The organism is Acinetobacter sp. YH16032 (assembly GCF_013417345.1).
GTDB lineage: Bacteria > Pseudomonadota > Gammaproteobacteria > Pseudomonadales > Moraxellaceae > Acinetobacter.
This window is the reverse complement of sequence record NZ_VPEE01000012.1, coordinates 48,330-70,741: the sequence shown is the minus strand read 5'-3', so window position 1 is coordinate 70,741 and position 22,412 is coordinate 48,330. Positions and strand designations below refer to the sequence as shown.

The 22,412-nt window shown below is 39.2% G+C and carries 23 protein-coding genes; 12 read left to right on the top strand and 11 right to left on the bottom strand.

Annotated features, from left to right (window positions below):
* Window positions 1–9 precede the first annotated feature (9 nt).
* Window positions 10–1,188 carry a formamidase gene (gene fmdA, locus FTV32_RS08390; protein WP_180028392.1) on the top strand — a complete coding sequence of 393 codons (1,179 nt, stop codon included), beginning with the start codon at window positions 10–12 and terminating at the stop codon, window positions 1,186–1,188.
* Between the two features lie 121 nt (window positions 1,189–1,309).
* Complete coding sequence (locus FTV32_RS08385) at window positions 1,310–1,606, top strand: FmdB family zinc ribbon protein (RefSeq protein ID WP_035264759.1); 297 nt, start codon at window positions 1,310–1,312, stop codon at window positions 1,604–1,606.
* Window positions 1,607–1,650: 44 nt separating this feature from the next.
* Here the strand turns inward: FTV32_RS08385 and parE are convergent, their stop codons facing one another.
* Both parE and FTV32_RS08375 read right to left on the bottom strand, forming a co-directional pair.
* Window positions 1,651–3,531 (bottom strand): DNA topoisomerase IV subunit B, encoded by a 1,881-nt coding sequence (gene parE, locus FTV32_RS08380; protein WP_180028391.1) that lies wholly within the window; start codon window positions 3,529–3,531, stop codon window positions 1,651–1,653.
* A 14-nt stretch (window positions 3,532–3,545) separates the two neighbouring features.
* The gene (locus tag FTV32_RS08375; protein ID WP_180028390.1) at window positions 3,546–4,130 is read right to left on the bottom strand and encodes a YqiA/YcfP family alpha/beta fold hydrolase; all 585 of its coding nucleotides are present in this window, start codon (window positions 4,128–4,130) and stop codon (window positions 3,546–3,548) included.
* Between the two features lie 248 nt (window positions 4,131–4,378).
* Here FTV32_RS08375 and FTV32_RS08370 point away from each other — a divergent pair, with 248 nt between their 5' ends.
* Window positions 4,379–5,710, top strand: coding sequence for a hypothetical protein (locus FTV32_RS08370; RefSeq protein WP_180028389.1), 1,332 nt, complete (start codon window positions 4,379–4,381; stop codon window positions 5,708–5,710).
* Window positions 5,711–5,753: 43 nt separating this feature from the next.
* Here FTV32_RS08370 and FTV32_RS08365 read toward each other — a convergent pair whose 3' ends face one another.
* Both FTV32_RS08365 and gshA read right to left on the bottom strand, forming a co-directional pair.
* Window positions 5,754–6,254, bottom strand: a complete 501-nt coding sequence (locus FTV32_RS08365) for a disulfide bond formation protein B (protein ID WP_180028388.1) — start codon at window positions 6,252–6,254, stop codon at window positions 5,754–5,756.
* An 18-nt stretch (window positions 6,255–6,272) separates the two neighbouring features.
* Complete coding sequence (gshA, locus tag FTV32_RS08360; protein ID WP_180028387.1) at window positions 6,273–7,850, bottom strand: glutamate--cysteine ligase; 1,578 nt, start codon at window positions 7,848–7,850, stop codon at window positions 6,273–6,275.
* Between the two features lie 212 nt (window positions 7,851–8,062).
* Here gshA and FTV32_RS08355 point away from each other — a divergent pair, with 212 nt between their 5' ends.
* The 3 genes from FTV32_RS08355 to FTV32_RS08345 are packed head-to-tail and all read left to right on the top strand — an operon-like array spanning window position 8,063 to window position 10,537.
* The gene (locus tag FTV32_RS08355; protein ID WP_180028386.1) at window positions 8,063–8,602 is read left to right on the top strand and encodes a DUF924 family protein; all 540 of its coding nucleotides are present in this window, start codon (window positions 8,063–8,065) and stop codon (window positions 8,600–8,602) included.
* A 35-nt stretch (window positions 8,603–8,637) separates the two neighbouring features.
* Window positions 8,638–9,192 carry a hypothetical protein gene (locus tag FTV32_RS08350; protein ID WP_180028385.1) on the top strand — a complete coding sequence of 185 codons (555 nt, stop codon included), beginning with the start codon at window positions 8,638–8,640 and terminating at the stop codon, window positions 9,190–9,192.
* Between the two features lie 37 nt (window positions 9,193–9,229).
* Window positions 9,230–10,537, top strand: a complete 1,308-nt coding sequence (locus FTV32_RS08345) for a DUF445 domain-containing protein (protein ID WP_180028384.1) — start codon at window positions 9,230–9,232, stop codon at window positions 10,535–10,537.
* Window positions 10,538–10,724: 187 nt separating this feature from the next.
* On the opposite strand, the gene thrH is transcribed toward FTV32_RS08345, so the two are convergent.
* Genes thrH through FTV32_RS08325 form a run of 4 tightly spaced genes read right to left on the bottom strand, consistent with a single transcriptional unit; the run spans window position 10,725 to window position 12,751 of the window.
* Window positions 10,725–11,357 carry a bifunctional phosphoserine phosphatase/homoserine phosphotransferase ThrH gene (thrH, locus tag FTV32_RS08340; RefSeq protein ID WP_180028383.1) on the bottom strand — a complete coding sequence of 211 codons (633 nt, stop codon included), beginning with the start codon at window positions 11,355–11,357 and terminating at the stop codon, window positions 10,725–10,727.
* A gap of 12 nt (window positions 11,358–11,369) precedes the next feature.
* Window positions 11,370–11,978: a LysE family translocator gene (locus FTV32_RS08335; RefSeq protein ID WP_035264787.1), complete on the bottom strand. Its 609-nt coding sequence runs from the start codon at window positions 11,976–11,978 to the stop codon at window positions 11,370–11,372.
* Between the two features lie 3 nt (window positions 11,979–11,981).
* Window positions 11,982–12,458 (bottom strand): 2OG-Fe dioxygenase family protein, encoded by a 477-nt coding sequence (locus tag FTV32_RS08330; RefSeq protein WP_265734070.1) that lies wholly within the window; start codon window positions 12,456–12,458, stop codon window positions 11,982–11,984.
* 11 nt (window positions 12,459–12,469) lie between these two features.
* Entirely contained in the window at window positions 12,470–12,751 is a 282-nt protein-coding gene (locus FTV32_RS08325; RefSeq protein ID WP_092766551.1) for a hypothetical protein, read from the bottom strand.
* 97 nt (window positions 12,752–12,848) lie between these two features.
* Between FTV32_RS08325 and FTV32_RS08320 the strand changes: the two genes are divergently transcribed.
* From FTV32_RS08320 to FTV32_RS08310, 3 genes are all read left to right on the top strand, one after another.
* Complete coding sequence (locus FTV32_RS08320; protein ID WP_180028382.1) at window positions 12,849–13,721, top strand: LysR family transcriptional regulator; 873 nt, start codon at window positions 12,849–12,851, stop codon at window positions 13,719–13,721.
* 155 nt (window positions 13,722–13,876) lie between these two features.
* Window positions 13,877–15,031, top strand: a complete 1,155-nt coding sequence (locus FTV32_RS08315) for a methionine aminotransferase (RefSeq protein ID WP_092766553.1) — start codon at window positions 13,877–13,879, stop codon at window positions 15,029–15,031.
* 113 nt (window positions 15,032–15,144) lie between these two features.
* Entirely contained in the window at window positions 15,145–16,512 is a 1,368-nt protein-coding gene (locus FTV32_RS08310) for an MATE family efflux transporter (protein WP_180028381.1), read from the top strand.
* Window positions 16,513–16,563: 51 nt separating this feature from the next.
* On the opposite strand, the gene FTV32_RS08305 is transcribed toward FTV32_RS08310, so the two are convergent.
* Entirely contained in the window at window positions 16,564–17,409 is an 846-nt protein-coding gene (locus tag FTV32_RS08305) for an SDR family oxidoreductase (protein WP_035264797.1), read from the bottom strand.
* 198 nt (window positions 17,410–17,607) lie between these two features.
* Here FTV32_RS08305 and FTV32_RS08300 point away from each other — a divergent pair, with 198 nt between their 5' ends.
* The 3 genes from FTV32_RS08300 to phoR all read left to right on the top strand — a co-directional run bounded on the left by FTV32_RS08300 (window position 17,608) and on the right by phoR (window position 20,605).
* A complete protein-coding gene (locus FTV32_RS08300) occupies window positions 17,608–18,294 on the top strand; it encodes a TetR/AcrR family transcriptional regulator (RefSeq protein ID WP_092766555.1) in 687 nt (228 codons plus the stop codon).
* 228 nt (window positions 18,295–18,522) lie between these two features.
* On the top strand, window positions 18,523–19,233 hold the full coding sequence (gene phoB / locus FTV32_RS08295; protein WP_035264799.1) for a phosphate regulon transcriptional regulator PhoB: 711 nt from the start codon (window positions 18,523–18,525) through the stop codon (window positions 19,231–19,233).
* Window positions 19,234–19,243: 10 nt separating this feature from the next.
* Window positions 19,244–20,605 carry a phosphate regulon sensor histidine kinase PhoR gene (gene phoR / locus FTV32_RS08290; protein WP_180028380.1) on the top strand — a complete coding sequence of 454 codons (1,362 nt, stop codon included), beginning with the start codon at window positions 19,244–19,246 and terminating at the stop codon, window positions 20,603–20,605.
* A gap of 43 nt (window positions 20,606–20,648) precedes the next feature.
* Here the strand turns inward: phoR and asd are convergent, their stop codons facing one another.
* The gene (gene asd / locus FTV32_RS08285; RefSeq protein WP_180028379.1) at window positions 20,649–21,497 is read right to left on the bottom strand and encodes an archaetidylserine decarboxylase; all 849 of its coding nucleotides are present in this window, start codon (window positions 21,495–21,497) and stop codon (window positions 20,649–20,651) included.
* Window positions 21,494–22,342, bottom strand: coding sequence for a sulfurtransferase (locus FTV32_RS08280; protein ID WP_180028378.1), 849 nt, complete (start codon window positions 22,340–22,342; stop codon window positions 21,494–21,496). The genes asd and FTV32_RS08280 overlap by 4 nt, the downstream gene beginning before the upstream one ends.
* Window positions 22,343–22,412: the final 70 nt, after the last annotated feature.

Below are 22,412 nucleotides of genomic sequence, written 5' to 3'. Positions count from 1 at the left end.
GGATACATTATGCAACATATTAAAATCAAACCAGGAGTTCCACTTGCGGAGCAAGCCGAAATTGGTCACAACCGTTGGCACCCAGACTTACCTTTTCTGACATCAGTAAAACCTGGTGAAGAAATTCTGATTGAAAGTTTGGATTTCCTTGACGCACAAATTAAAGATACTGACGATATTTCTGATGTTAAAAATGTGGATTTAACACGTGCTCATCCTTTAACAGGGCCATTCTATGTTGAAGGTGCAGAACCAGGTGATTTGTTGGTCATTGATCTACTAGACATTCAACCGATTTCTGATGTGGGTTTTTCGGGTGTTTTTGCCAAGGAAAATGGTGGTGGCTTCTTGGCGGACTATTTCCCAGAGGCAGATAAAGCCATTTGGGATTTGAAAGGTTTATTTGCAACTTCACGTCATATCCCTGGTGTACGTATTGCAGGTTTAAAACATCCTGGCTTGATGGGAACCCTACCATCACATGATTTACTGAAAGAATGGAATCGCCGTGAAGCATTGCTCGTTCCTAAAGGTCAAGCAAACCCTCCTGATCCACGTACAGCCGTTCTGCGTGGTGTGAAAGGTCCAGAATTTGATCGTATGGCGGCTGAAGCTGCACGCACAGTTCCTCCACGTGAACATGGGGGTAACACAGACATTAAAGACCTTGCTGCAGGAAGCCGTATTTACTTCCCTGTTTATCAAAAAGGTGCTGGCTTCTCAATGGGCGATCTCCACTTCTCACAAGGTGATGGTGAAATTGGTTTCTGTGGTGCGATTGAAATGGATGGCGTTACACGTGTCGGTTTCGATTTAATCAAAGGTGGGATGGAAAAATACAATATTGATTCACCCATCTTTGTTCCAAGCAATGTACGTCCAAATTATGATCAATGGCTGACTTTCGAAGGGATCAGTGTTGAAGATGGTGTAAATCACTATCTCGATGCGACAGTGGCTTACCGCCAAGCATGTTTAAAAGCCATCAAGTATCTTGAAAACTTTGGCTTTACTGGGTCACAAGCCTACATGTTACTTACCGCTGCACCAGTTGAAGGTCGTATCGGAGGTATTGTAGATATTCCAAACTGTGCATGTACCGTCTCACTCCCAACCTCCATTTTTGAACAAAATATCTTGCCGCAAGGTCCTTTAAATGACGATAAATTTTGGGGGCATAAACGCTAATTAGCGCATTATTGCTGTTACAGGTTTCACCATTTTACGGGGTAGCTTGAGTAAGCATGCGAGCTACCTCCTTTTTAACTTTTAAACATGCGCATGCTTAAAAATAAGTAGGAGCACGACCATGCCATTATACGATTTCCGCTGTGAGCACTGCGAAGGAATTTTTGAACAACGTGTGCCTATTTCTAGGATTGCAACTGACACCATCGAATGCAAATACTGCCAACAACCCACCTTAGCGAAACCGATGATTACTGGCAGACAACAAATCAACATGAAGACCAAATGGCGCCCAGGATCAGGTGCAGAACAACTTGCAGGACCTTTAGTGGGCGGTCCAGGTACCAATAAAAATAGTGCACGCAGTTCAGTGCTACACAACTGTCGTGGTGTGAATTGTTCACTCTGTGAAGTATAAAAAAGCCCGCATCTGCGGGCTTTAATGCTCGTGTCTGCAGAAAATTAAACGACTAATTCAGCTAAGTTGCCTTTTTGTTCCAACCATTCTTTACGATCACTTGCGCGTTTCTTGGCTAATAATTTATCTAATAAACCTGAAGTAAAATGCACATCATCCAAATCTAGTTGCACCAAACGACGAGTATTGGGATCCAATGTTGTTTCACGGAGCTGACTTGCATTCATCTCACCCAAACCTTTAAATCGTGTGATTTGTGGGGATTTAGTTTTGGCTTTTTTCAATATGCCTTCTAATTCTACTTCGTCAAGCGCGTAATGCACATCTTTACCGTCATCAATACGGAATAAAGGTGGCATCGCAACAAATAAGTGCCCTGCTTCAACTAGACTTGGGAAGTGCTTCACAAATAATGCACATAGCAAAGTCGCAATATGTAATCCATCTGAGTCTGCATCGGCAAGAATACAGATCTTGCCATAGCGAAGTTCAGACAAATCATCAGAACCCGGATCGACTCCTATTGCGATTGCAATATTATGAACCTCTTGAGAAGCAAGTACTTCATCTGAAGAGACTTCCCAAGTGTTTAAAATTTTTCCGCGGATCGGCATAATCGCTTGGAAATTCTTATCACGCGCCTGTTTGGCAGATCCTCCAGCAGAATCACCTTCCACAATAAATAGTTCTGACTCTTCCAAACTATGTCCCACACAATCAGATAATTTGCCTGGTAAAGTTGGACCTGAAACGATTTTTTTGCGCTCAACTTTCTTTGCAGCTTTTAAACGACGTCCCGCTTTTGAAATCGCCATTTCAGCCAATTGCATTGCAATTTCTGAATTTTGATTCAACCATAAGGCAAAAGCATCTTTTGCGATGTTCTGCACAATCCCAGAGGCTTCACGACTTGAAAGACGCTCTTTGGTTTGACCTGAAAATTGTGGCTCTTGAAATTTCAAAGATAGAATATAGTTCACGCCATCCCACACATCTTCCGCTGAAAGTTTCATATTACGTGGTAAGAGATTACGTAACTCACAGAACTCACGGATCGCATCCGTCACACCTGAACGAAGACCATTCACATGTGTGCCACCTTGCGCCGTTGGAATCAAGTTCACATAAGATTCTTGAATGCTCTCTCCGCCTTCAACATTCCAACAAATCGCAAACTCCGCACTGGCACGTTCCGCGTCACCTGTAGCGACAAATGCAGGCATAGGGATGATTTCACGATCTTCCAACTCATCCATCAAATAATCGACGAGACCATTTTCAAACTGCCAAGTGATCTTTTCGTCGTTAATTTCATCAACATAATTGATTTGTAAGCCAGCAGCTAATACCGCCTTCGCTTTTAAATTGTGTTTAAGTGCCTTTAATGCAAATTTAGGTGAATCAAAATATTTCGCTTCAGGCCAAAAGTGAACTGAGGTACCCGATGCACGTTTAGGTGCTTTACCTTCCAGAACTTCAAGTGGTGCCGTTGCTTCACCTTGCTCAAAGGCCATTTTGTACAAATTACCTTGGCGCTGAACTTGGACTTCCACACGTGTGGAAAGCGCATTTACAACAGAAATACCAACCCCGTGCAAACCACCAGAGAATTGATAATTATCTGTGCTGAATTTCCCGCCTGCATGCAGTTTAGTCAGAATAATTTCAATGCCGCTTTGACCATATTCAGGATGAATATCAACTGGCATACCACGCCCGTTATCTTCTACTGACAATGAACCATCTTTATACACAGTCACTGTAATTTTATTCGCGTGTCCTGCCAATGCTTCATCGACCGCATTATCAATGACCTCTTGCGCCAAATGGTTTGGACGTGTGGTATCGGTATACATGCCTGGACGACGGCGTACAGGATCTAAACCAGATAAGACTTCAAGGGATTGGGCCGTATATTGAGACACGTTGAATTGTTTCCTTATTTTAAGCTGTCAGCTAAAAACTGATATACCAAGGGTATTTTATCCGCGAAATCATCCATCGCGTGATTGCCATATGTTTCCGTAATGAGGAACGCTTGATGACCATCGCAATTATAATAACGTTCCGCTTCACGATAATCCAAAACTTCATCACCTTGTTGTAACAAGACCAAGATTTTGTCTGCATCTTGCACAAACGGAACTGCCATATGCTCCAATTGATCAAGCTGAGCTTCATCTAACGACCAATTCGCAGTGACTGGATAAGGAAACTGCGCCGTTGAAAACAAGTTTCTAAATAATTTCCATGGTTGCATAGCGGGATTAATCAGTACAGCTGCGACTCCATGTTTCGCGGCAAGCTGCGTCGCATAAAATCCACCTAAACTGCTCCCAATCAAAACGACATTTGACATAGACTCGATGAGTGTCGAAATCGAAGTAATGACCTGATCAGGCGGCATATTTAAATCGGGTAAATGCACTTGTACATGTTCATGTCTTTCAAAATACTGACCAATCAGTTGCCCTTTAATCGAAAAAGGACTACTTTGAAATCCATGTAGATAGATAATATTCATGAACTGATTAATTGCATTTTCCTCAAAATTGTTCTAATTTTTATTGTGAATCAGATCACATATTTGTTTCTCTTTTGTACGATAACAAATATTGTCAGACAAAAAAATTAGAGCCGATCTGAAATCAAAGTTATCTTAAAAATTGTTCGGGATGAACAACATAAGATAAATACAAGGAATTTTATACAGTGATCATTGCTAAAAATAAAGTGTCTTTAGATGATCATGCACTATCAGGATAAGACTAGATGCCGAGTTTAACGCCACTACATGAAACCTATTGTAAATGGGATCGATCTCCTCCAAGTCAGGCCGATGTGCTTGAAGGTTTGGCACAACTGGTCAGCACTCCAATTAACCTTGCTGTTCAAAATCTCATTCAATCACTTCAACGTGAAGTGCTCTTAACCGTATTTGGTTTAAGTAAAAAAACATCAAAAGAATTTCAAAAGAAAACCTACGTTCGAAAGTTATATCAATTTTCATATGACACGCTTCTAAATTACGGAAATTATTTGGTCGCACCAGCCCTGCGCAAAATCATTGATCAATTTCCGAAACTCCATGATAAACCCCTCACGCCAAAAATGATTTTTTTGGTCAGTGCTCTTAATGGCGTGATTGGCGACTATTTACTCAAAAATCAAAATCCGTTGGCGATTACAAGTAATCTGTATGATCACTATGGAGAGTTACAACAGGGTGACCTGTCAGGTCGTGTCGTGATCTTTTGCCATGGTCTGTGCATGAATCATCTTGATTGGACCAATCGCAACTATGGCGGTATTGGTGAAAAACTGCTTGCACAACGCGACAACAACACCATGCTTTATTTGCATTACAACACTGGTCGCAGAATTTCAGCGAATGGTCGTTCGTTGGCCAATATGCTTGAAGACTTGGTAAAGCGCAATCCACGTATCACCAGCCTTGATTTAATCGGTCACAGTATGGGTGGTTTGGTTTCTAGAAGTGCTTTGTTTTATGGTAAACAAAATCTCCATCAATGGTTTCACATGGCAGAGAATTTGGTCTGCTTAGGTTCTCCACATCATGGTGCGGTTCTAGAACGTATTGGCTTTGCCGTTCAAGAAAAAATTGGACACTTTCCCGTCATCAAGTTAGCCAGCCACATTGTGAATATTCGCAGTGATGGTATTTTGGATTTACGCCATGGTAGTGTCCGTGATGATGACTGGGAACACAATCACGCTCGTATTGGCATGATGGATGATAATCGTAAACCTGCACCGCTGCCTTCACATATCAATACATTCTTAGTAGCTGGAACAATTGAGTTTGAAAATCGTAAAAATCGTACACTCAAAGTCATTGGCGATTACTTAGTGAGTGTGCAAAGTGCTTTGGGTGAGCATCCAAATCCGCGATTCCAACTGAAATTGCCAGAATCACACAAAGCTGTGTTCTACGGGCTCAATCATATGGAGATTCAATACCATTCCAGTGTTGCTGAGCAAATCGTTAAATGGTTCTATCCACATCACGATGAATTAGCTGAAGAGCAAATCCGTAAATATTTAATCAAATTAGAAAGCATGGAAGGAATCGTAGAAACCTGACCATCTTCAATAAAAAAGCCAACTATTAGTTGGCTTTTTTATTTTAAGCAGGATACTTTCTGAATAACTGCCAAATCGAGATGATCAGCAAAATACTAAAAAATACCAAAGACCATACAGGTAAAGACTGGCCTAGGAAAGTCCAGTCTACTACCGCACATTCGCCTGATCCTGACAGCACTTGTTGAAGCACTGTTTTAAGCGGCAAAGCATCTACCAAATAATCTAAACCAGGCCCACAACTTGGCACTTTATCTGGAGGTAAACTCTGCAGCCAGACATGACGTGCAGCAACACCCGCTGACCATAAAATCGATAATGTCCCTAGGAAAGCATATGCTCGTTTTAAACCATTACGGACGGGATTGTGTAGAACCGCAATAAAAGAAATCAGTCCCAGTCCGATCAGACCTAACCGTTGAAATACACACAATGGACAAGGCTCAAGTCCTTGGACATGTTCGAGATACAACGCGAAGGCCATTCCAATCACGCTGGCTACAAACAACAGACCACTCACCATGCGATAATTTTGCCACTGCATATACTTTCCTCAATATTTTTATCGATATGCTTTTAAATATTCTTTAAAGCTTAGACTACACTCTGCTTCCAACTGTTGTTGCTGTTCAAGTGATTGCACTGTGAGTTGTTCAAAATAGGTGACTTTATCCTGAGATAACACATAATTTTGATAATGATCAGCATGTTGATGCGCGAGCACACTGCCTAAGCTCCAAGTACCACTATGTTTTACAGTATCTTCTACTATTTTCGCAGAGAAGGTTTCATCCACCTCATCTACACGTGATTGCATGATTTGCATTGCATCAGAATACAACGAGGTCAAGTGAACTTGATCTAACGTTTCTGCTAAAGGCTGCATCTGTTTGAGATATTGATTTGCCCATGTCTCAATTTCAATTGATTGACCATTTTCAACAATGGCAGCATTTGGCGCACGTCCACGATTCACAACTTCTTGCTGGTTTTGTTCAATCACTTCAAGTTCATCATCTAGCAGCTCAGGACTGTCTTTTAATAAACAATAAAGCGCTAATACCTCTAAGAAGCCTGCAGTATCTTCATTAATACCAATAGGGCTGTATGGATTCACATCTACTGCGCGCAATTCTACATACCCTACACCACGGTTTGCTAATGCATCAGATGGTGTTTCACCAGACTGTGGTACTTGTTTAGGGCGTACAAGACTGTAGTACTCATTTTCAATTTGCAGTACGTGATCATTAATTTGGATCGGTTCGCCCGCTTCGTCATCTAATCCCAAACGACTGAAAGCAGCATAAGACGTTTTCACCGCCTTTTGTAAGCCTGCTAAATATCCTTTCAAATCATTGTAATGAATACCTAACTCTTTCTGCGCTGAGTTTTGATATCCAAAGCGCCCCATACGCAATGCAGTGGCATATGGCAAATACAATGTTCCCTTAATTAAAGGCAATAAATGATGTTCACGACCCGTCATAAAACAACGACAGACCGATGGGCTTGCACCTATCAAAAACATAACCAATGGGGTTAAACGAATGAAATTTCGAATTAAAGCGAAATATCGATGGCTGCGATAATCCTGCAAACTGAGCTGTTTTAAAGCTTCATCTTGCTCGTTTGCTTGCAACTGCTCAAACAACGCATCAGGGAATGAAACATTGTAATGTACACCTGAAATCGTCTGCATACGACGACCATAACGTACACCTAAACCACGACGGTATAAGGTTTTGAATTTACCAATATTGGACGAGCCATATTGCGCAAGACGAATACTTTCTTCTTCATCATCCAACATACATGGCATCGACATTGGCCATAGCTTTTCACCATCTTCTAGATGTCGATGAGTGAAAGCATGAATATCTTCTAAGTAGCTTAATGCTTCAGGAATTGAAGATTGAGGAGGCGTAATAAACTCAAGTAAGGCTTCAGAATAATCTGTCGTAATATGAGGATGAGTTAACGCAGAGCCTAAACCCTTAGGATGATCTTTCTGGGAGATAAAGCCATCACTTTGCATCCTTAAGCTTTCGCGCTCAATGCCTCGTAACATACCTTTAAACACCGACGAATCCACCCAATTTGGTAAAATTGTTTCAGAGAGCGCTTCGGGTTGACTCATTACTTACTCGCTTATCTAGAAGAACGACTGAGATAAAAAATTATTGATTTATATCAAGTATACCGTGATTTATATTCCCAAATGCAGTTTGCATATACATTTCAGTTGGATAAACCTTTTATTTTGGCAAATTTTTAACACAATCTTAGTCTTTAAGACATCTGAAATTTGTGATTTTATTGCAGAATAAATGCTAACAAACTGTAAAGAATATGAATTATCACAACGTTATAGATTTTTGGTTCAGTGCTGAAACTCAACCACATTGGTTTGCGAAAAGCGATGCTTTCGATCAACTTATTCAAGCGCAAATTGGTCACACCATCCAACAAGCTGCCGCAGGCGAACTATGGACATGGCGGGAAACTGCTTTAGGACGCTTAGCAGAAATCATTGTCTTGGATCAATTTTCTCGTAATGTTTATCGTGGCAAAGCTGAATCTTTTGCCCAAGATCCATTAGCACTTGGGCTAGCTCAAGAAGCGGTTCGTCTTGGTTTAGATCTCGAACTGGAACCTGAACAACGTAGCTTCTTATATATGCCTTTCATGCATAGCGAATCAAAAATCATTCACACTCAAGCGCTTCGTTTGTTTGAGGCATTAGGCAACCCTGTAAATTTAGACTTTGAGAAAAAGCATCAAGTCATCATTGAACGTTTCGGCCGCTATCCTCATCGTAATGAAATTTTAAATCGTCTCTCTACGCCTGAGGAAATAGAATTCTTAAAACAGCCAAACAGTAGCTTCTAAATTGATATTGACACAACAGACTTCAGGAGAGCGAAATGAAAAACTTATGCATGATTTTGGGATTATCTGGCATGCTCCTGCTGTCTGGTTGTGTCACGACGCCAAGTAAACCGCGTACATTTGATCAGCTTGGGCAATTCGCAACTATTCCCTTGAACCAATCAACGTATCGTATTAGTTTTCAAGGCTCATCTAACATGAGCTATGGTACAGCTGAAGAAATAACCTTACTTAAAGCTGCACAAACAACAGTCAAACAGGGCTTTCATTTTTTTAAAGTCCAAGATGATCCAAGCAATCGCACACAACAACCACCTCGTCAAGCTGTGGTTTATTCCAATCCTTACCCGTATGGTTATGGATATCGTAGACATCCTATGTTCTTTGATCCTTTTTATGATGTGCCACAGGTGGTCAGTTTAGAGCCAGTTCAAGTAGCCTATACCATCACCTGTTTTAAAGATCAAAAAACAGCACCTCAAGATGCTTTTGATGCACGTTTAATTTTACAGGCCTTAGGGTCTAAATATGGTTTAAGTGCTACAGGCGACATACTGCCTGTACAAACACAGCCTTCTCAATCACAATAAAATAATATTAATACAACAGCTTACATAGGAATTATGCATGAGTGTATCACCAACAATGACTACCCCTAGTCTGGATCGAAGCAAACGGTTTGCCATGATCGCACTGGTTGTCGCTGTATTGGCTTGGATATCGCTCATGGTGGCTGCCAAAATTTTTCCAGAATATGTTTGGCTTATTCATATTTTAATGTTGTCTGCTGAAGCAGGTGTGGTTGGTGGTTTAGCAGATTGGTATGCCATTACGGTTTTGTTTCGGAACCCATTCGGCCGTATCCCTATTCCTAAGTTTTTAAAAGATCACACCGAAATTATTCCACGTAACAAAGCGCGTATTGCAGAATCCATGGGACGTTTTGTTCAAGAAAACTTCCTATCGCCACAGATTGTGGCAAAAAGCTTGAGTCAAACAGATGTGAGTTTGGCAGTAGGACAATGGCTAGCCAATCCAGATAACAATCGTCAAGTGACTCAAGTGATTCAACAGACAGTGCCTAAAGTTTTTGAGTTTGTTGGACAAGAACAAGTCGGTAGGTTTATTCAAACTAACAGTGTGCAATGGGTAAAGAACACTCAAATCAATACCCTGGCCAGTGAAATGATTCGTGCCGTATTAGAAAATGACTTCCACCAAGATGTTTTACAACGTGGTCTCGATGTTGCGCACGGTTGGGTGACTTCACATCCTGAACAAACTCGGGAGCTAACCCGCACCCTATTTAAAGAACTCGGAGTGTGGCGTTTAGCCAAAGGCGCAAGTTGGATCGGTATCGATGTTCAACAAAGAACGATTGACTCTTTAATAGAGCGTGTCGAGTCAATGTTGGCAGATCCAGAGCATCCATGGCGTCAAAAAATTGAGAGTATTGCACAGCATTTAATGACTGAACTCGCAAATCCTGAAAGTCAGGCGAGTCTTAAATTAAATGAAACTAAAAATGCATTGTTAGATAGTCCTCAAGTTTTAAATTTTATTACTGGTGCCGTCGTCATTCTGTGCAATGCCATTCGTGAAGATTTGGAGAAAGCAGATTCAGGTATAGCTGAAAATTTACGTGTTGCGATTCAGCAAGTCGGTCAAAACATCATTTCCAATCCTGCATTACGCCAAGTATTAAATGAAAAAATGAGTTCAATGGCAGTCAATCTCAGTGATCAATACAGCGAAAAAGTCATTTTATTTATCAGTGAACGCATTCACGAATGGGACTCACGAGAAATGATCGATAAAATTGAAAATGAAGTCGGTGGTGACTTACATATGATTCGCGTCAACGGTGTTGTCGTTGGTGCATTTATCGGTTTAGTGTTAGGGATCATCCGAGCAGCAGTTGAATTTTTGATTTAACTTAGAAATGAAATTTAAATTTGGTCGCTGACTAAAATTGAATTCATTGTGAATTGACGTCATCAAAAAGCCCATTTCTGCATGAATGGGCTGTATTTATTATTCTTAATCCATTTAAAGAACTAAGCTATCACTAGAGTCATTCCTATCTGCTTCATCTTATATAAACCATAATAATATTATAAGGTTACATAATTTTTTTACGATTTAAATGTGAAATAATATCTTGATAAGAGTCTACTTTACAAAAATAAGCTGGGGAGTTCTTTCTCACGTCTTCTGAGGGTTGAAATAAAAAACCATAATCAACTAAATGCAACATCGAAAAATCATTGAATGCATCACCGATCGCAATACTATTGGTCATTGAAACGTTTTCTTTTTGGAACTTTACAATAATTTCATGTTTCCCTTTATCTCGTGTATACAGAACATTTTCTATAAATCCATCTGGTCCAATTTCTAAGTGATGACAATATGTATTTTTAACAGAAAGATTTAATTTTTCAAAAAAGGGAAATAAAAACTCATAAAAGCAATCTGAAATAATGTTAACTTCAAAATTTTCAGCCTTTTGCAAATATTCTAAAAACTCCTTAGCATCTGGAATGACATCCAGTTCTTTAATGTCATCGATTAATTGTTTTAAAGGAATTTTATTTTCTTTCAGTAAATTAATTCTAAATTCCATCAGAGACTTATAGTCTGCGACTTCTCGAGTTGTAATCGCCAACTCTGGGATATTGTATACATTTGAAAAGTGTTTCCATATTTCAGGGACAAGAACACCTTCCATATCGATAAAAGCCATCTTTTTCATATTGCTACCCTATTATTGAAATTTAGCAAACAGAAGTGCTATCCCTAGCAGACATAATACAGTTCCAATCACTCTGTTAATCTGTACTTGCTTAGCTAACATTTTCTGTCTTAAAACAATCGATGAAAAAAGCAAAGCCACCAATCCAAACCATAAAAAATGAGCAAAAGACATAAATAGCCCATAACCGACCAGAATCGCTTTCGGCGTACTCACACTGATGATCTGAGTGTATGTACTAATCACAAATAAAGTCGTTTTAGGATTAAGTGCATTGGTGAAAAAGCCATATTTCACTGCTTGAAAAGGATTAATTGCAGCAGTTGATGACGTCTCGACAACCGGACTTTGTACAAAAGTTTTATAACCGATATAGATGAGATAGATGGCTCCAATATACTTCACAATATTTAGAATTTGAGGTGTATACGCCATGACAAATGCGACAGCAATGAGCGTATAAGTAACATGAATCAACACACCTAAAGAAATTCCCAGTGAAGTGAGAACACCTATCCTTCTACCATATAAGTAACTGTTTTTTGTCACGATAGCGAAATCAGCACCAGGACTCACAACAGCGAGTATGGTGATGAGAATAACTGCTATAAACTCACCCATTCATTATGCCTTTTTAAACGTGATCACTAATACATCTCTTAATCCAATATCACCCAACGTAAAATCATTGACTTTGATTTCCGTTACGCTGTGATAGACCTGATGATCATCCACAAGTGCGATATCTAAAAAATTTTCAAGCATAAATTCTGCTTTCAAATTCTTATTTAAGTCATAAATTCGGGTCATTCCACCCTGAACATTTTGACGGTTGATCATGGCCATTAAAACGAAATCCACCCCATCGCGATGTATCCCCTCAGGGGTTGGCTTACCACTATCGTTAAATTTTGCTTCAATGCGAAATTGATGCGCTTCGATAAACCAATTTTCAGTTTCAATTTCTGAAAAGGTGAGATATGCGAATTGTAGTAAATTTCTAAAAATTGGATTTTCAATTGTATTTTTATCAATCTCTGAAAAATATCTCGCAATTCCACCATTCAAAGTGTTGTATTCAATCGTCTGAAAATGAGGAATATAAGAATTTTTCAGTAAAATTTTATGCTTATCATTAATAGTAAAGTTGCATGTTTTCTTGTTCGATATTTACCTTTATCCGACATAAATTGATCTAAATCTAGAGCGTTCCAACTGTCTATAAAATCACTGACATCTTGCTCATTAACATCGTGAAAATTATTATTTTTCTGTATTTCTTGGAATGTATTTAAATCAATAAACGCATAACCCTTGTTGATTATCTCTTTTGAATATGTGTATTCATCGAGATGCTGCTTGTTAAATGGACTGAATTTTAATATATTTTCCATTGTATTAGCTTTATTTTGCTTTTGGTAATCTTCATTTTGAACAAAAGTTAAAAAAATAAAATCAATAAAATCGACTAAAAATACATGAGTTTTTGGAATGATAGAAAAAATATCTTTGAATTCACTGAAGTTTTTTTATTTTGTCGCTAAATACAGCAGTGTCACGATTGCAGCAAAGAAATTATTTGTTACGCAAAGTGCCGTCAGTAAGCAAATTTACAATCTCGAAGAAATATTAAATATCACATTATTTGAACGACGAAATAAAACCTTGATACTCACCAAAGAAGGAGAAACTCTTTTTCATTGCGCTCAGAATATTTTCAATCAATTGGATGATTGTTTAATTGGACTAACTCAAAATAAAACTGAAAACAAACAATTGGTACTGTCCTGTGAACCAACCATTTCGATGAAGTGGTTAATTCCACGACTTGTTGAATTTAAAAAACTTGGACATGATTTTGAAATAGTTTTGCTCACAGGTGGTGGTGTAGTCGACTTTGAAAAAGATAATATCGATATCGCTATACGAAGAAATGATTTTGAATGGGGGTCGCATCTGTTTAGTGAGAAAATTGGCGATGAATATATTGTGGCAGTCCAAGCATCTCACCACCCTAAAACCAAAGAATTGTTAATTTCTAAATCACGCCCTTATTTTTCAAAAAAATTACACCAATTGGATGAACTCAAAGATATTTTGAAGAAACATTCCAAAATAGAATTAGAGCATTTTTACTTATGTTTAGAAGGCTGCTTGGCTGGCCTAGGAAAGACGATCATTTCTATCTACATGATTGAAAAAGAATTAGAGCTCAAGTCTGTAAAAAAAATAACACCAATTCTTCAGGATGGTTCTGCCTATTATCTACTGTCCCATACTAGATTTATTGAAGATCCTCGGAAGATTATTTTTTTAAATTGGTTAAAAAATGAAATGAAGCAAAGTCAGATCAATCATTTTTAACATGAGATCACATAGATCATCTAAGGTTTTAAACTTAATTGAAGATCATTAGAATCTTATGAAAATTAAAACGAATATGTCGCAGATATTTGTATTTAGTGCAGGCATTTCAACTGCTAAACTACGAAGAAACGGGCTAAATATTACTATCCAGCATGATTAAAATTGAATCTAAATTACCAGACTTAGGTGTCACTATTTTTAGCGTGATGTCAGCACTCGCCCAAAAGTTGAACGCGTTAAATCTTTCTCAAGGTTTTCCTGATTTTCCACCTCCTCCTGAATTAATTGCAGCTTTAGCTCAAGCCACACAACAAGGCTATAACCAATATCCACCTGGTGACGGTCTGCTGAGTTTAAGACAAAAAATTGCAGCCCAATTCTGCCAACGAGACCAAGTCGATTTAGACCCGATCAGCGAAATCACCATTACACCTGGTGCAACGACTGCAATTTTGTGTGCGATTCAAGCTGTTGTAAATGCTGGAGATGAAGTAATTATTTTCGATCCTGCTTATGATAGTTATGCACCTGCAGTGAAACTCGCTGGGGCGCAAGCGATCCATATCAACTTGATACATCCAGACTTCCATGTTGACTGGAATGTGGTGAAAGATCGAATAAATGAACGAACGCGATTAATCATTGTAAATACACCACATAATCCCTCAGGTGCAATTTGGTCCAAGCAAGATTGGCAACAACTGATCGAGTTGATTCAGGATAAAAACATTTGTGTACTTTCTGACGAGGTCTATGAACATTTAGTGTTTGATGGTCAACAACATTATTCTGCGCTTAGTTTTCCTGAACTTCGAGATCGTAGTTTTGTGATTGGTTCATTCGGAAAAACGTTTCATGTTACTGGTTGGAAAACTGGATATTGCGTTGCACCTCAGGCACTGATGAAAGTATTTCGTCAAATTTATCAATTTGCCAATTTCTGTGGTGTCCATCCGATTCAAGTCGCGCTTAATCAATTCATCGAACAACATCCTGAACATATTTTAGATCTCCCCAATTTTTATCAAGCTAAACGTGACTTATTCATCCATGGAATTCAACATTCAAAATTTCAATATCTGCCGTCACCAGGAACTTATTTTCAAAACTTAGATTTCAGTACACTAAGACCTGAGCTCACAGATATAGAAATGTGCCAATATCTTGCAGAACAACACAAACTGGTAGCGATTCCTATATCAGTGTTTTATCAACAGCCACCTCAAGATCTGAAGCTCATTCGAGTCTGTTTTGCAAAACAAGAAGAAACCTTGCATCTTGCAGGAGAAATTTTAACGAAGGTTTAATCACAATAACGAAAAGAGATGCAACGGATTACTTTATTACTAAAGCAATTTGAATGATAAGGTGCTAAGGTCAATCCGTTGATATAGAAAACAATAATGGATAAGACTTATATATGGCGAGAACCTTACGGCCGATTGATGAACCTGGTTTCTGGAAAGTTTTTTTAGTTTTTTTAGTTCCGCTGATTGCAACCAATATCCTGCAAAATTTATCAGGCACAATTAATACGATCTTCGTCGGGCAAATGATGGGCGTCCAAGCAATTGCTGCTGTTTCAGTCTTCTTCCCTATTTTGTTCTGTCTCTTGGCTTTTGTAATTGGGCTTTCGGCTGGCTCGACGGTATTGGTTGGTCAAGCGTGGGGAGCACAAAATTTAGAAAAAGTTCGAGCAGTTGTCGGCTCTACTATTTTTATGACATTGATCGGCGGGACGATTATTGCCATTTTAGGTGTTCTATCTGCACGCCACATTCTTGAGGCCTTGGGCACAGACCCAAGTGTCATGCATTTATCTTTGCCTTATGTTCAATGGATGTTAGCAGGTAGCCCACTCCTCTTTATCTATATTATTTATACCTCTATCTTACGTGGTGTCGGTGATAGCATTACACCTCTCATCGCTTTGGGAATGACCAGTCTAATTGGGCTCTTTATTACTCCTGTTCTCATCGCTGGATATTTTGGATTTCCTCAATTGGGTATCATTGCACCCGCCATCGCTACGATTGTGGGTTATCTGGCCGTCCTTATTTTTCTGTACGTTTATTTAAATAAAAAAAATCATCCATTACGTCCAGATTTAGCAATGTGTAAACATGTACGCCACAATCCTGAACTGAGCAAAATTATTCTCAGGCTTGGTGTTCCTACAGGCATTCAAATGGTCACGACTTCTGTGGCAGGTTTAGTCATTGTCGGTTTGGTCAATCGCTATGGTTCAGAAGCAACAGCTGCTTATGGCGCAGTCAATCAGGTTTTGAACTATATCCAATTCCCTGCTCTGTCTATCGCAATTGCCACTTCTATTTTTGGGGCTCAAGCGATTGGTGCTGGTAAAGCCGATTCTTTATCACGTGTAACTAAAACAGCACTGGGCATGAATTTTGTCTTTACAGGCGGGCTCGTAATCTTGGCTTATTTGTTCTCAAAATATCTCATGGCATTATTTATTACAGATGAAAAAGTTGTGATACTCGGGCAACAATTATTGTTTATTGTGCTGTGGTCAATTTTATTTTTTGGCGCGAGTGCTATTTTCGCCTCAATTATGCGTGCAAGTGGCACTGTGACTATGCCAATGATCATCAATATTGTAGCCATACTCTGTATTGAACTCCCAGCAGCTTATCTATTTAGCGCATGGTGGGGGCTGGCGGGAATCTGGTACGCTTATGCTTTGGCTTTCGTTTGCTTATGTGTGATGCAAGGTTTGTATTATCAATTTGTTTGGAAAAAGAAAACTGTTCAAGTACTGATTTAAATTAAAAATCAAGAAAATAAAAAACCCGCATGACGCGGGTTTTTTTAACGATTATTTAGAATCGAAACGTTTACTCATTTTAGTCGCAAATGCAGTCACTTTTTGATAGCCCGTTGGCATCACACGTTGCATTAAATCAATCACTTTCGCATCGTTACCAATCAGTAAACGACGGCGATCTTTTTGCACTGCTTCTAGAATTTGACGCGCTGCTTCTTCAGGTGGACAACGTAATAATTTATCAAATGTCTGTGCAGATTTCTGTGGATTCATGCCCAAAGATTTTAAACTGTCATTCATTTTTGCAGCTTTCGCAATATTGGTACGAATGCCACCTGGATGTACGCAAAGCGCGCTCACACCCACATTTTCAATATCTAGCTCTTGACGAAGAGATTCAGTGAAACCACGTACAGCAAATTTAGTTGCATTATAAGCAGACTGAGTGGGTTGCGCAGTTAAACCGAATAGACTTGAAATGTTGATAATGTGTCCATCACCTGTTTTCTTAATATATGGTAAGAATTCTTTGGTGCCGTATACGACACCCCAGAAGTTAATATTAACAATCCATTCCAACTCTTCGTATGTTGCACCTTCAACGGTCGAACCCAATGCCACCCCAGCATTGTTGAAAATCATGTTCACTGAACCATGATTCTGTACAGTTTCAGCCGCCCATGCTTTAACTTCGTCACGATTCGCAACATCTACTTTTTTGGTTGTGACTCGTACATTTGCATTCTTCGTCAGTTCAACTGTTTCTGCTAAGCCCTTTTCATTTACGTCACTTAAAGACAAATGACAACCTTGCTTAGCCAGTAACACCGCAAGTTGTTGACCAATACCAGAACCTGCACCTGTGATTGCAGCCACTTTGTTTTTAAAATTTTTCATTGTGAATCCTTTTTTTGATTTTTATGCACCACAGCGTTGATCTGGGTCATTCATGTTCACTATAATTTTGACAATTATTATTGTCAATGTAACTATCGACCATTTTTATTGTTACTATAGGCCAATTTAGTATCTTTAGCTGATCAGTACTCTATACTGACCGCAGCATAACACTTTTATAAAAAGACTCGAATTGCTATGAACCCAGAGAACCTCACTCCATCAGAACACGAGCAAGCGATTGAAAAGCCTCCCGCAAAAGAGCGTCAATTTAAAGGGATGTCCTTAACTGAACGCAAACAAGCACGCCGTGAGAAACTTATTGAAGCGGGTATTGAAGCATATGGAGCTCATGGTTTTTTCTCAGTAACCGTTAAAGATATTTGCACACAAGCGAAATTAACTGAACGTTACTTTTATGAATCTTTTAAGAAAAGTGAAAACTTATTCCAAACGATCTTTTTAGAACTGATTGAGAAGCTTCAACAAACATTAATGCAAGCTATTATGAAAGCCTCTCCTGAGCCTCTAAACATGATTGATGCAGGTCTAAATGCGTTCTTTAGTTTTTTAGAAGATGATCCGCGTACCGCTCGGATTATTTATATTGATGCAATGCTCGTCCAAGAACTTCATAATCATGCAACCATTCAAGAAACAATGGGCCGTTTCGACCGAATGATTCATGCCTTTGTCACATTAATGATGCCACATACCCATCTCACTGAAAAAGAGATCTCCTTGATTGCAACTGGTCTAAATGGCTATGTCACTCAAGTTGCTGTTCGCTGGGTAGTAGGTGGTTTTAAACTTCCACGTGCTGAGGTCGTTCAGGCATGTAAAACCGTTTTTCTCGCCCTATTGAATGATCTAATGAAAAAGTAGCATCAAATTAAGATGAAGAAATTGTGACAAATCGTAAGTAAATTTAAGATATTGATTTAATTTCAAATTAATAAATATCAATGAGACAAAATATCAGCCTAATTGTCACAAAACATTGCTATATTTAACTTCGATTTCCATCTTGCAATGATACTGTCATAATTAATCTTTGTAATAAGCCTGTCATAAATATAAAACGGTTCACCGTTCATCATAGGATATTGCGTTGTGAAAGATGACTACATTTTAATTGTCGACGACGAGCTCCCAATTCGGGAAATGATCCATACTTCTTTAGATATGGCAGGCTTTCAATGCTTGGAAGCAGAAGATGCGAAACAAGCACATCAAATGATTGTTGATCAACGTCCAGCGCTTATCCTACTCGACTGGATGTTACCGGGTGGCGTGAGTGGCGTAGATTTGTGTCGTCGCCTTAAGCGTGATGAAACACTTTCAGAAATTCCAGTCATTATGTTGACTGCGCGTGGCGAAGAAGACCATAAAGTTCAAGGTCTTGATGCTGGAGCAGATGACTATATGACGAAACCATTTTCAACACGTGAGTTGGTATCCCGTATTAAAGCGGTGTTAAGACGTGCAAATGCGTTAAATGGCGAAAAAACCATTGATGCAAATGGCTTAATTCTTGACCCAGTAAGCCAACGTGTCAGCTATAATCAAAATATTCTTGATATGGGGCCAACAGAATATCGTCTATTGGCATTCTTTATGACTCATCCAGAACGTGCCTATACCCGTGCTCAATTACTTGATCAGGTATGGGGTGGAAATGTGTATATTGAAGACAGAACCATCGACGTCCATATCCGTCGCTTACGTAAGGTGCTCGAACCTTATGGTGCAGACCGTTATGTTCAAACTGTGCGTGGTACTGGCTATCGTTTTTCAACACGAGCTGATGTTGCTTTAGGTTAATTTAGATTTTATGTACGAACCCTACCCCGTCCCAGAATTGGCACGTGAACATCAAAAGTTTCTATATAGCAGTTTATGGACTTTTGCCAAGCAAGACTTACGTTTACTGGTATTTCTACTGATTATTGCGGGCTGTATCGGGTTAGGGATTGGCTATCTTTGGATATGCTTAGGCATTGCCTGTCTCATATTTTTTGGTATCCAATTACGCTCATTATATTTAGTCAATGATTGGATTTCGAATCGTCCTTACGATGTACCACCAAATTTAAATGGAATCTGGGGGGCATTACTGTTCAATGTATATCGGGCTCAACGCCAAGAACGTATTGTTCAGTCTGAAATGGTTGGACTGATCGATCGAACTCAATCTTCTCTCGTAGCTTTATCAGAAGCGATTATTCTTACGGATGATTCCCATCAAATCGAATGGTGGAATCCTGCTGCGGAAAAACTATTTGGGATTCAAGCTGTTGATCGTGGCCGTAACCTGCTCACGATTATTCGCCAGCCAGATTTTATTGAATATTTTCATAATACCCATCAAGCACCAGATGGTGTAAAAATTAAATTGGTGAACCATGATAATAAGTACGCGCAAATCAAACTGACTCGCTTTGGCAATGAAAGTCGCCTCTTAGTTGCGCACGACATTACCCGTATGAAAAATCTCGAGCAAATGCGTTCAGATTTTGTTGACAATATTTCACATGAATTAAGAACACCACTCACAGTGTTAAGTGGGTATATCGAAACATTCACAGATCAAGAAGATATCAATCCGCGTTGGAAACGTGCCTTTGAACAAATGCAATCGCAAACTAAACGCATGAATGCATTGGTCAATGATCTTTTGCTTTTGTCTCGTTTAGAAAATGAAAAACAAATTGCGAAAAATCAAATTATCGAAATGCCAAGTTTAATGAACCATCTGTTCGATGACGCGCAAGCTTACAATATTGATTATGGTCATACACTTAACCTTGATATAGACAGCCACTGTGACTTAATTGGTTCAGATATGGAATTGGCGAGTGCGTTTAGTAACTTAATTACCAATGCCATAAAGTACACCCCGAAAGGTGGCACCATTACCATCGGCTGGCATGATGATGGGGAACGTGGCTATTTTTCTGTTCAGGATACTGGTATTGGAATTGATCCAAAACACTTACCGCGTTTAACTGAGCGTTTTTATCGTGTGGATAGTGCACGCAGTCGTCAAACAGGTGGTACTGGTTTAGGCCTTGCCATCGTTAAGCACGTACTTATGCAACATGGCGCACATATTGAAATCGAGTCGAAAGAAAACGAAGGCTCTACATTTATTGCCGTGTTTCCCAAAGAACGCTTGTATAAAATACACGAATAAAAAAAAAGCGCCTTAGGCGCTTTTTTTTATTCAGAAGATATACTCAAATAAGATGACCCAACGCTTCACCCATTACTACAGTTGAGTTCGCCTTGAATGCTTGGTCCCATTGCATTTTATCTTTCTCAAACAAAACTACAGCAGTTGAACCCAAATAAAAACGTCCGAGCTCATCACCTTTTTCAAGTTTCATCGCATGATGGTTCAGCTCTAAGCGACCTGTTGGTTTTACTTTACCTGTCGCAACAGTTTCAATTCCAGCAACAATCATTGCACCAACTAAAACAACAGCCATACGACCAACATCAGTATCGAATAAACATACCATTCGTTCATTACGTGCAAACAAACCCGGAATATTTTCAGCTGTAGTTTGGTTGACTGAAAATAATTCACCTGGAATATATAAAGTTTCAGTCAATGTGCCAGAATAAGGCATATGCACACGATGATAATCACGCGGTGATAAGTACACGGTTGCAAATTCACCATTTTTGAATGGTGCTGCCAATTGAGGATCACCAATTAACTTTTCAACTGAAAAGCTTTGACCTTTTGCCTGAAAAATATCGCCCTCATTGATTTTACCTAATTGTGAAATTGCACCGTCTGCAGGTGACACGACACTTCTAGGATTAGAATCAATTGAACGAACGCCTGTTTTCAAAGAGCGAGTGAAAAACTCATTAAAGGATTTAAATTTCAAAGCATTTTGTTGCTCAGCAATTGACATATCAATGCCATATTTTGCTTTAAATGCTTGAATGACAACATTCTTTAATACTGGGTTTTCACTGGCTGCGACTTTACCCACCAAACGGCTGAGTTTTTGTTGCGGGACGATTTGCTGCGCTTGAATAAATAGTTTCTTTTTTAAATTTGTCAGACTCACTCAGGTGACTCTCCAGTAATGATTGGACTGTCGAGGCGGTTGCCCCACTCGCTCCACGCACCATCATAAGCTTGGATATCCCAACCCAGTAATCGACCAATAATGTAAGCTAAACCTGAACGGTGATGAGACTGACAATATACGACGACTGGCTGATCAAATTGAAAGCCCAATTGTTCTAAACGTTGTTGCGTGCGTTCTAAGGGGTGCAATTTTAAATGATTTTGACGATTAAGTGCAGTACTCCACTCAAAATGTCTAGCCGTTGGAATATGTCCACCACGACGTGCCGCGAGACGTTGCCCGGTATACTCCTCAGCCGTTCGGCAGTCCCATACTTGGCAAGTTTTATTTTCAATTTTTTTTATTAAAGTTGAATAATCAATACGGTGTTGATCAACATTGGATGTCTTAACTTGAAAAAGACATGTGACTGGCTGAACCTCTTCAACTTCTGAAGAAGTAGGATAGTTGGCGCCTAACCATGCATGAATACCACCATTTAATAAACTGGTGTTATAAAAACCCATACAGTGTAAATTCCAGATCAGTCGACCAGCCCATGCCCCACCTTCATCATCATAGACCACGACATGATGCTCAGGTGATATGTTTAATATCTGGACTAGCTGCTGAAGCCCTTCATCATCAGGCAATAAACCCGTAGTTTGTTCCTCTTGGCGCACTAAAAATTTTGGCTTCAGATGTATAGCATGCGGAATATGTAATTGCTCATAGACCGAACTTCGGGTCAAATCAACAATACGTAACTTTTCACTTCCTAAATGAGGAACAAGTTGTTCTGCTTCAATGAGCAGACCGAAATCAAAAGCGTTAGTGGTCATATTTATTGAATAGTTCTATTGGCCTTGTTCAAATCTTAGCACAAGACTTTTTCAAAATTATTCTGATTTT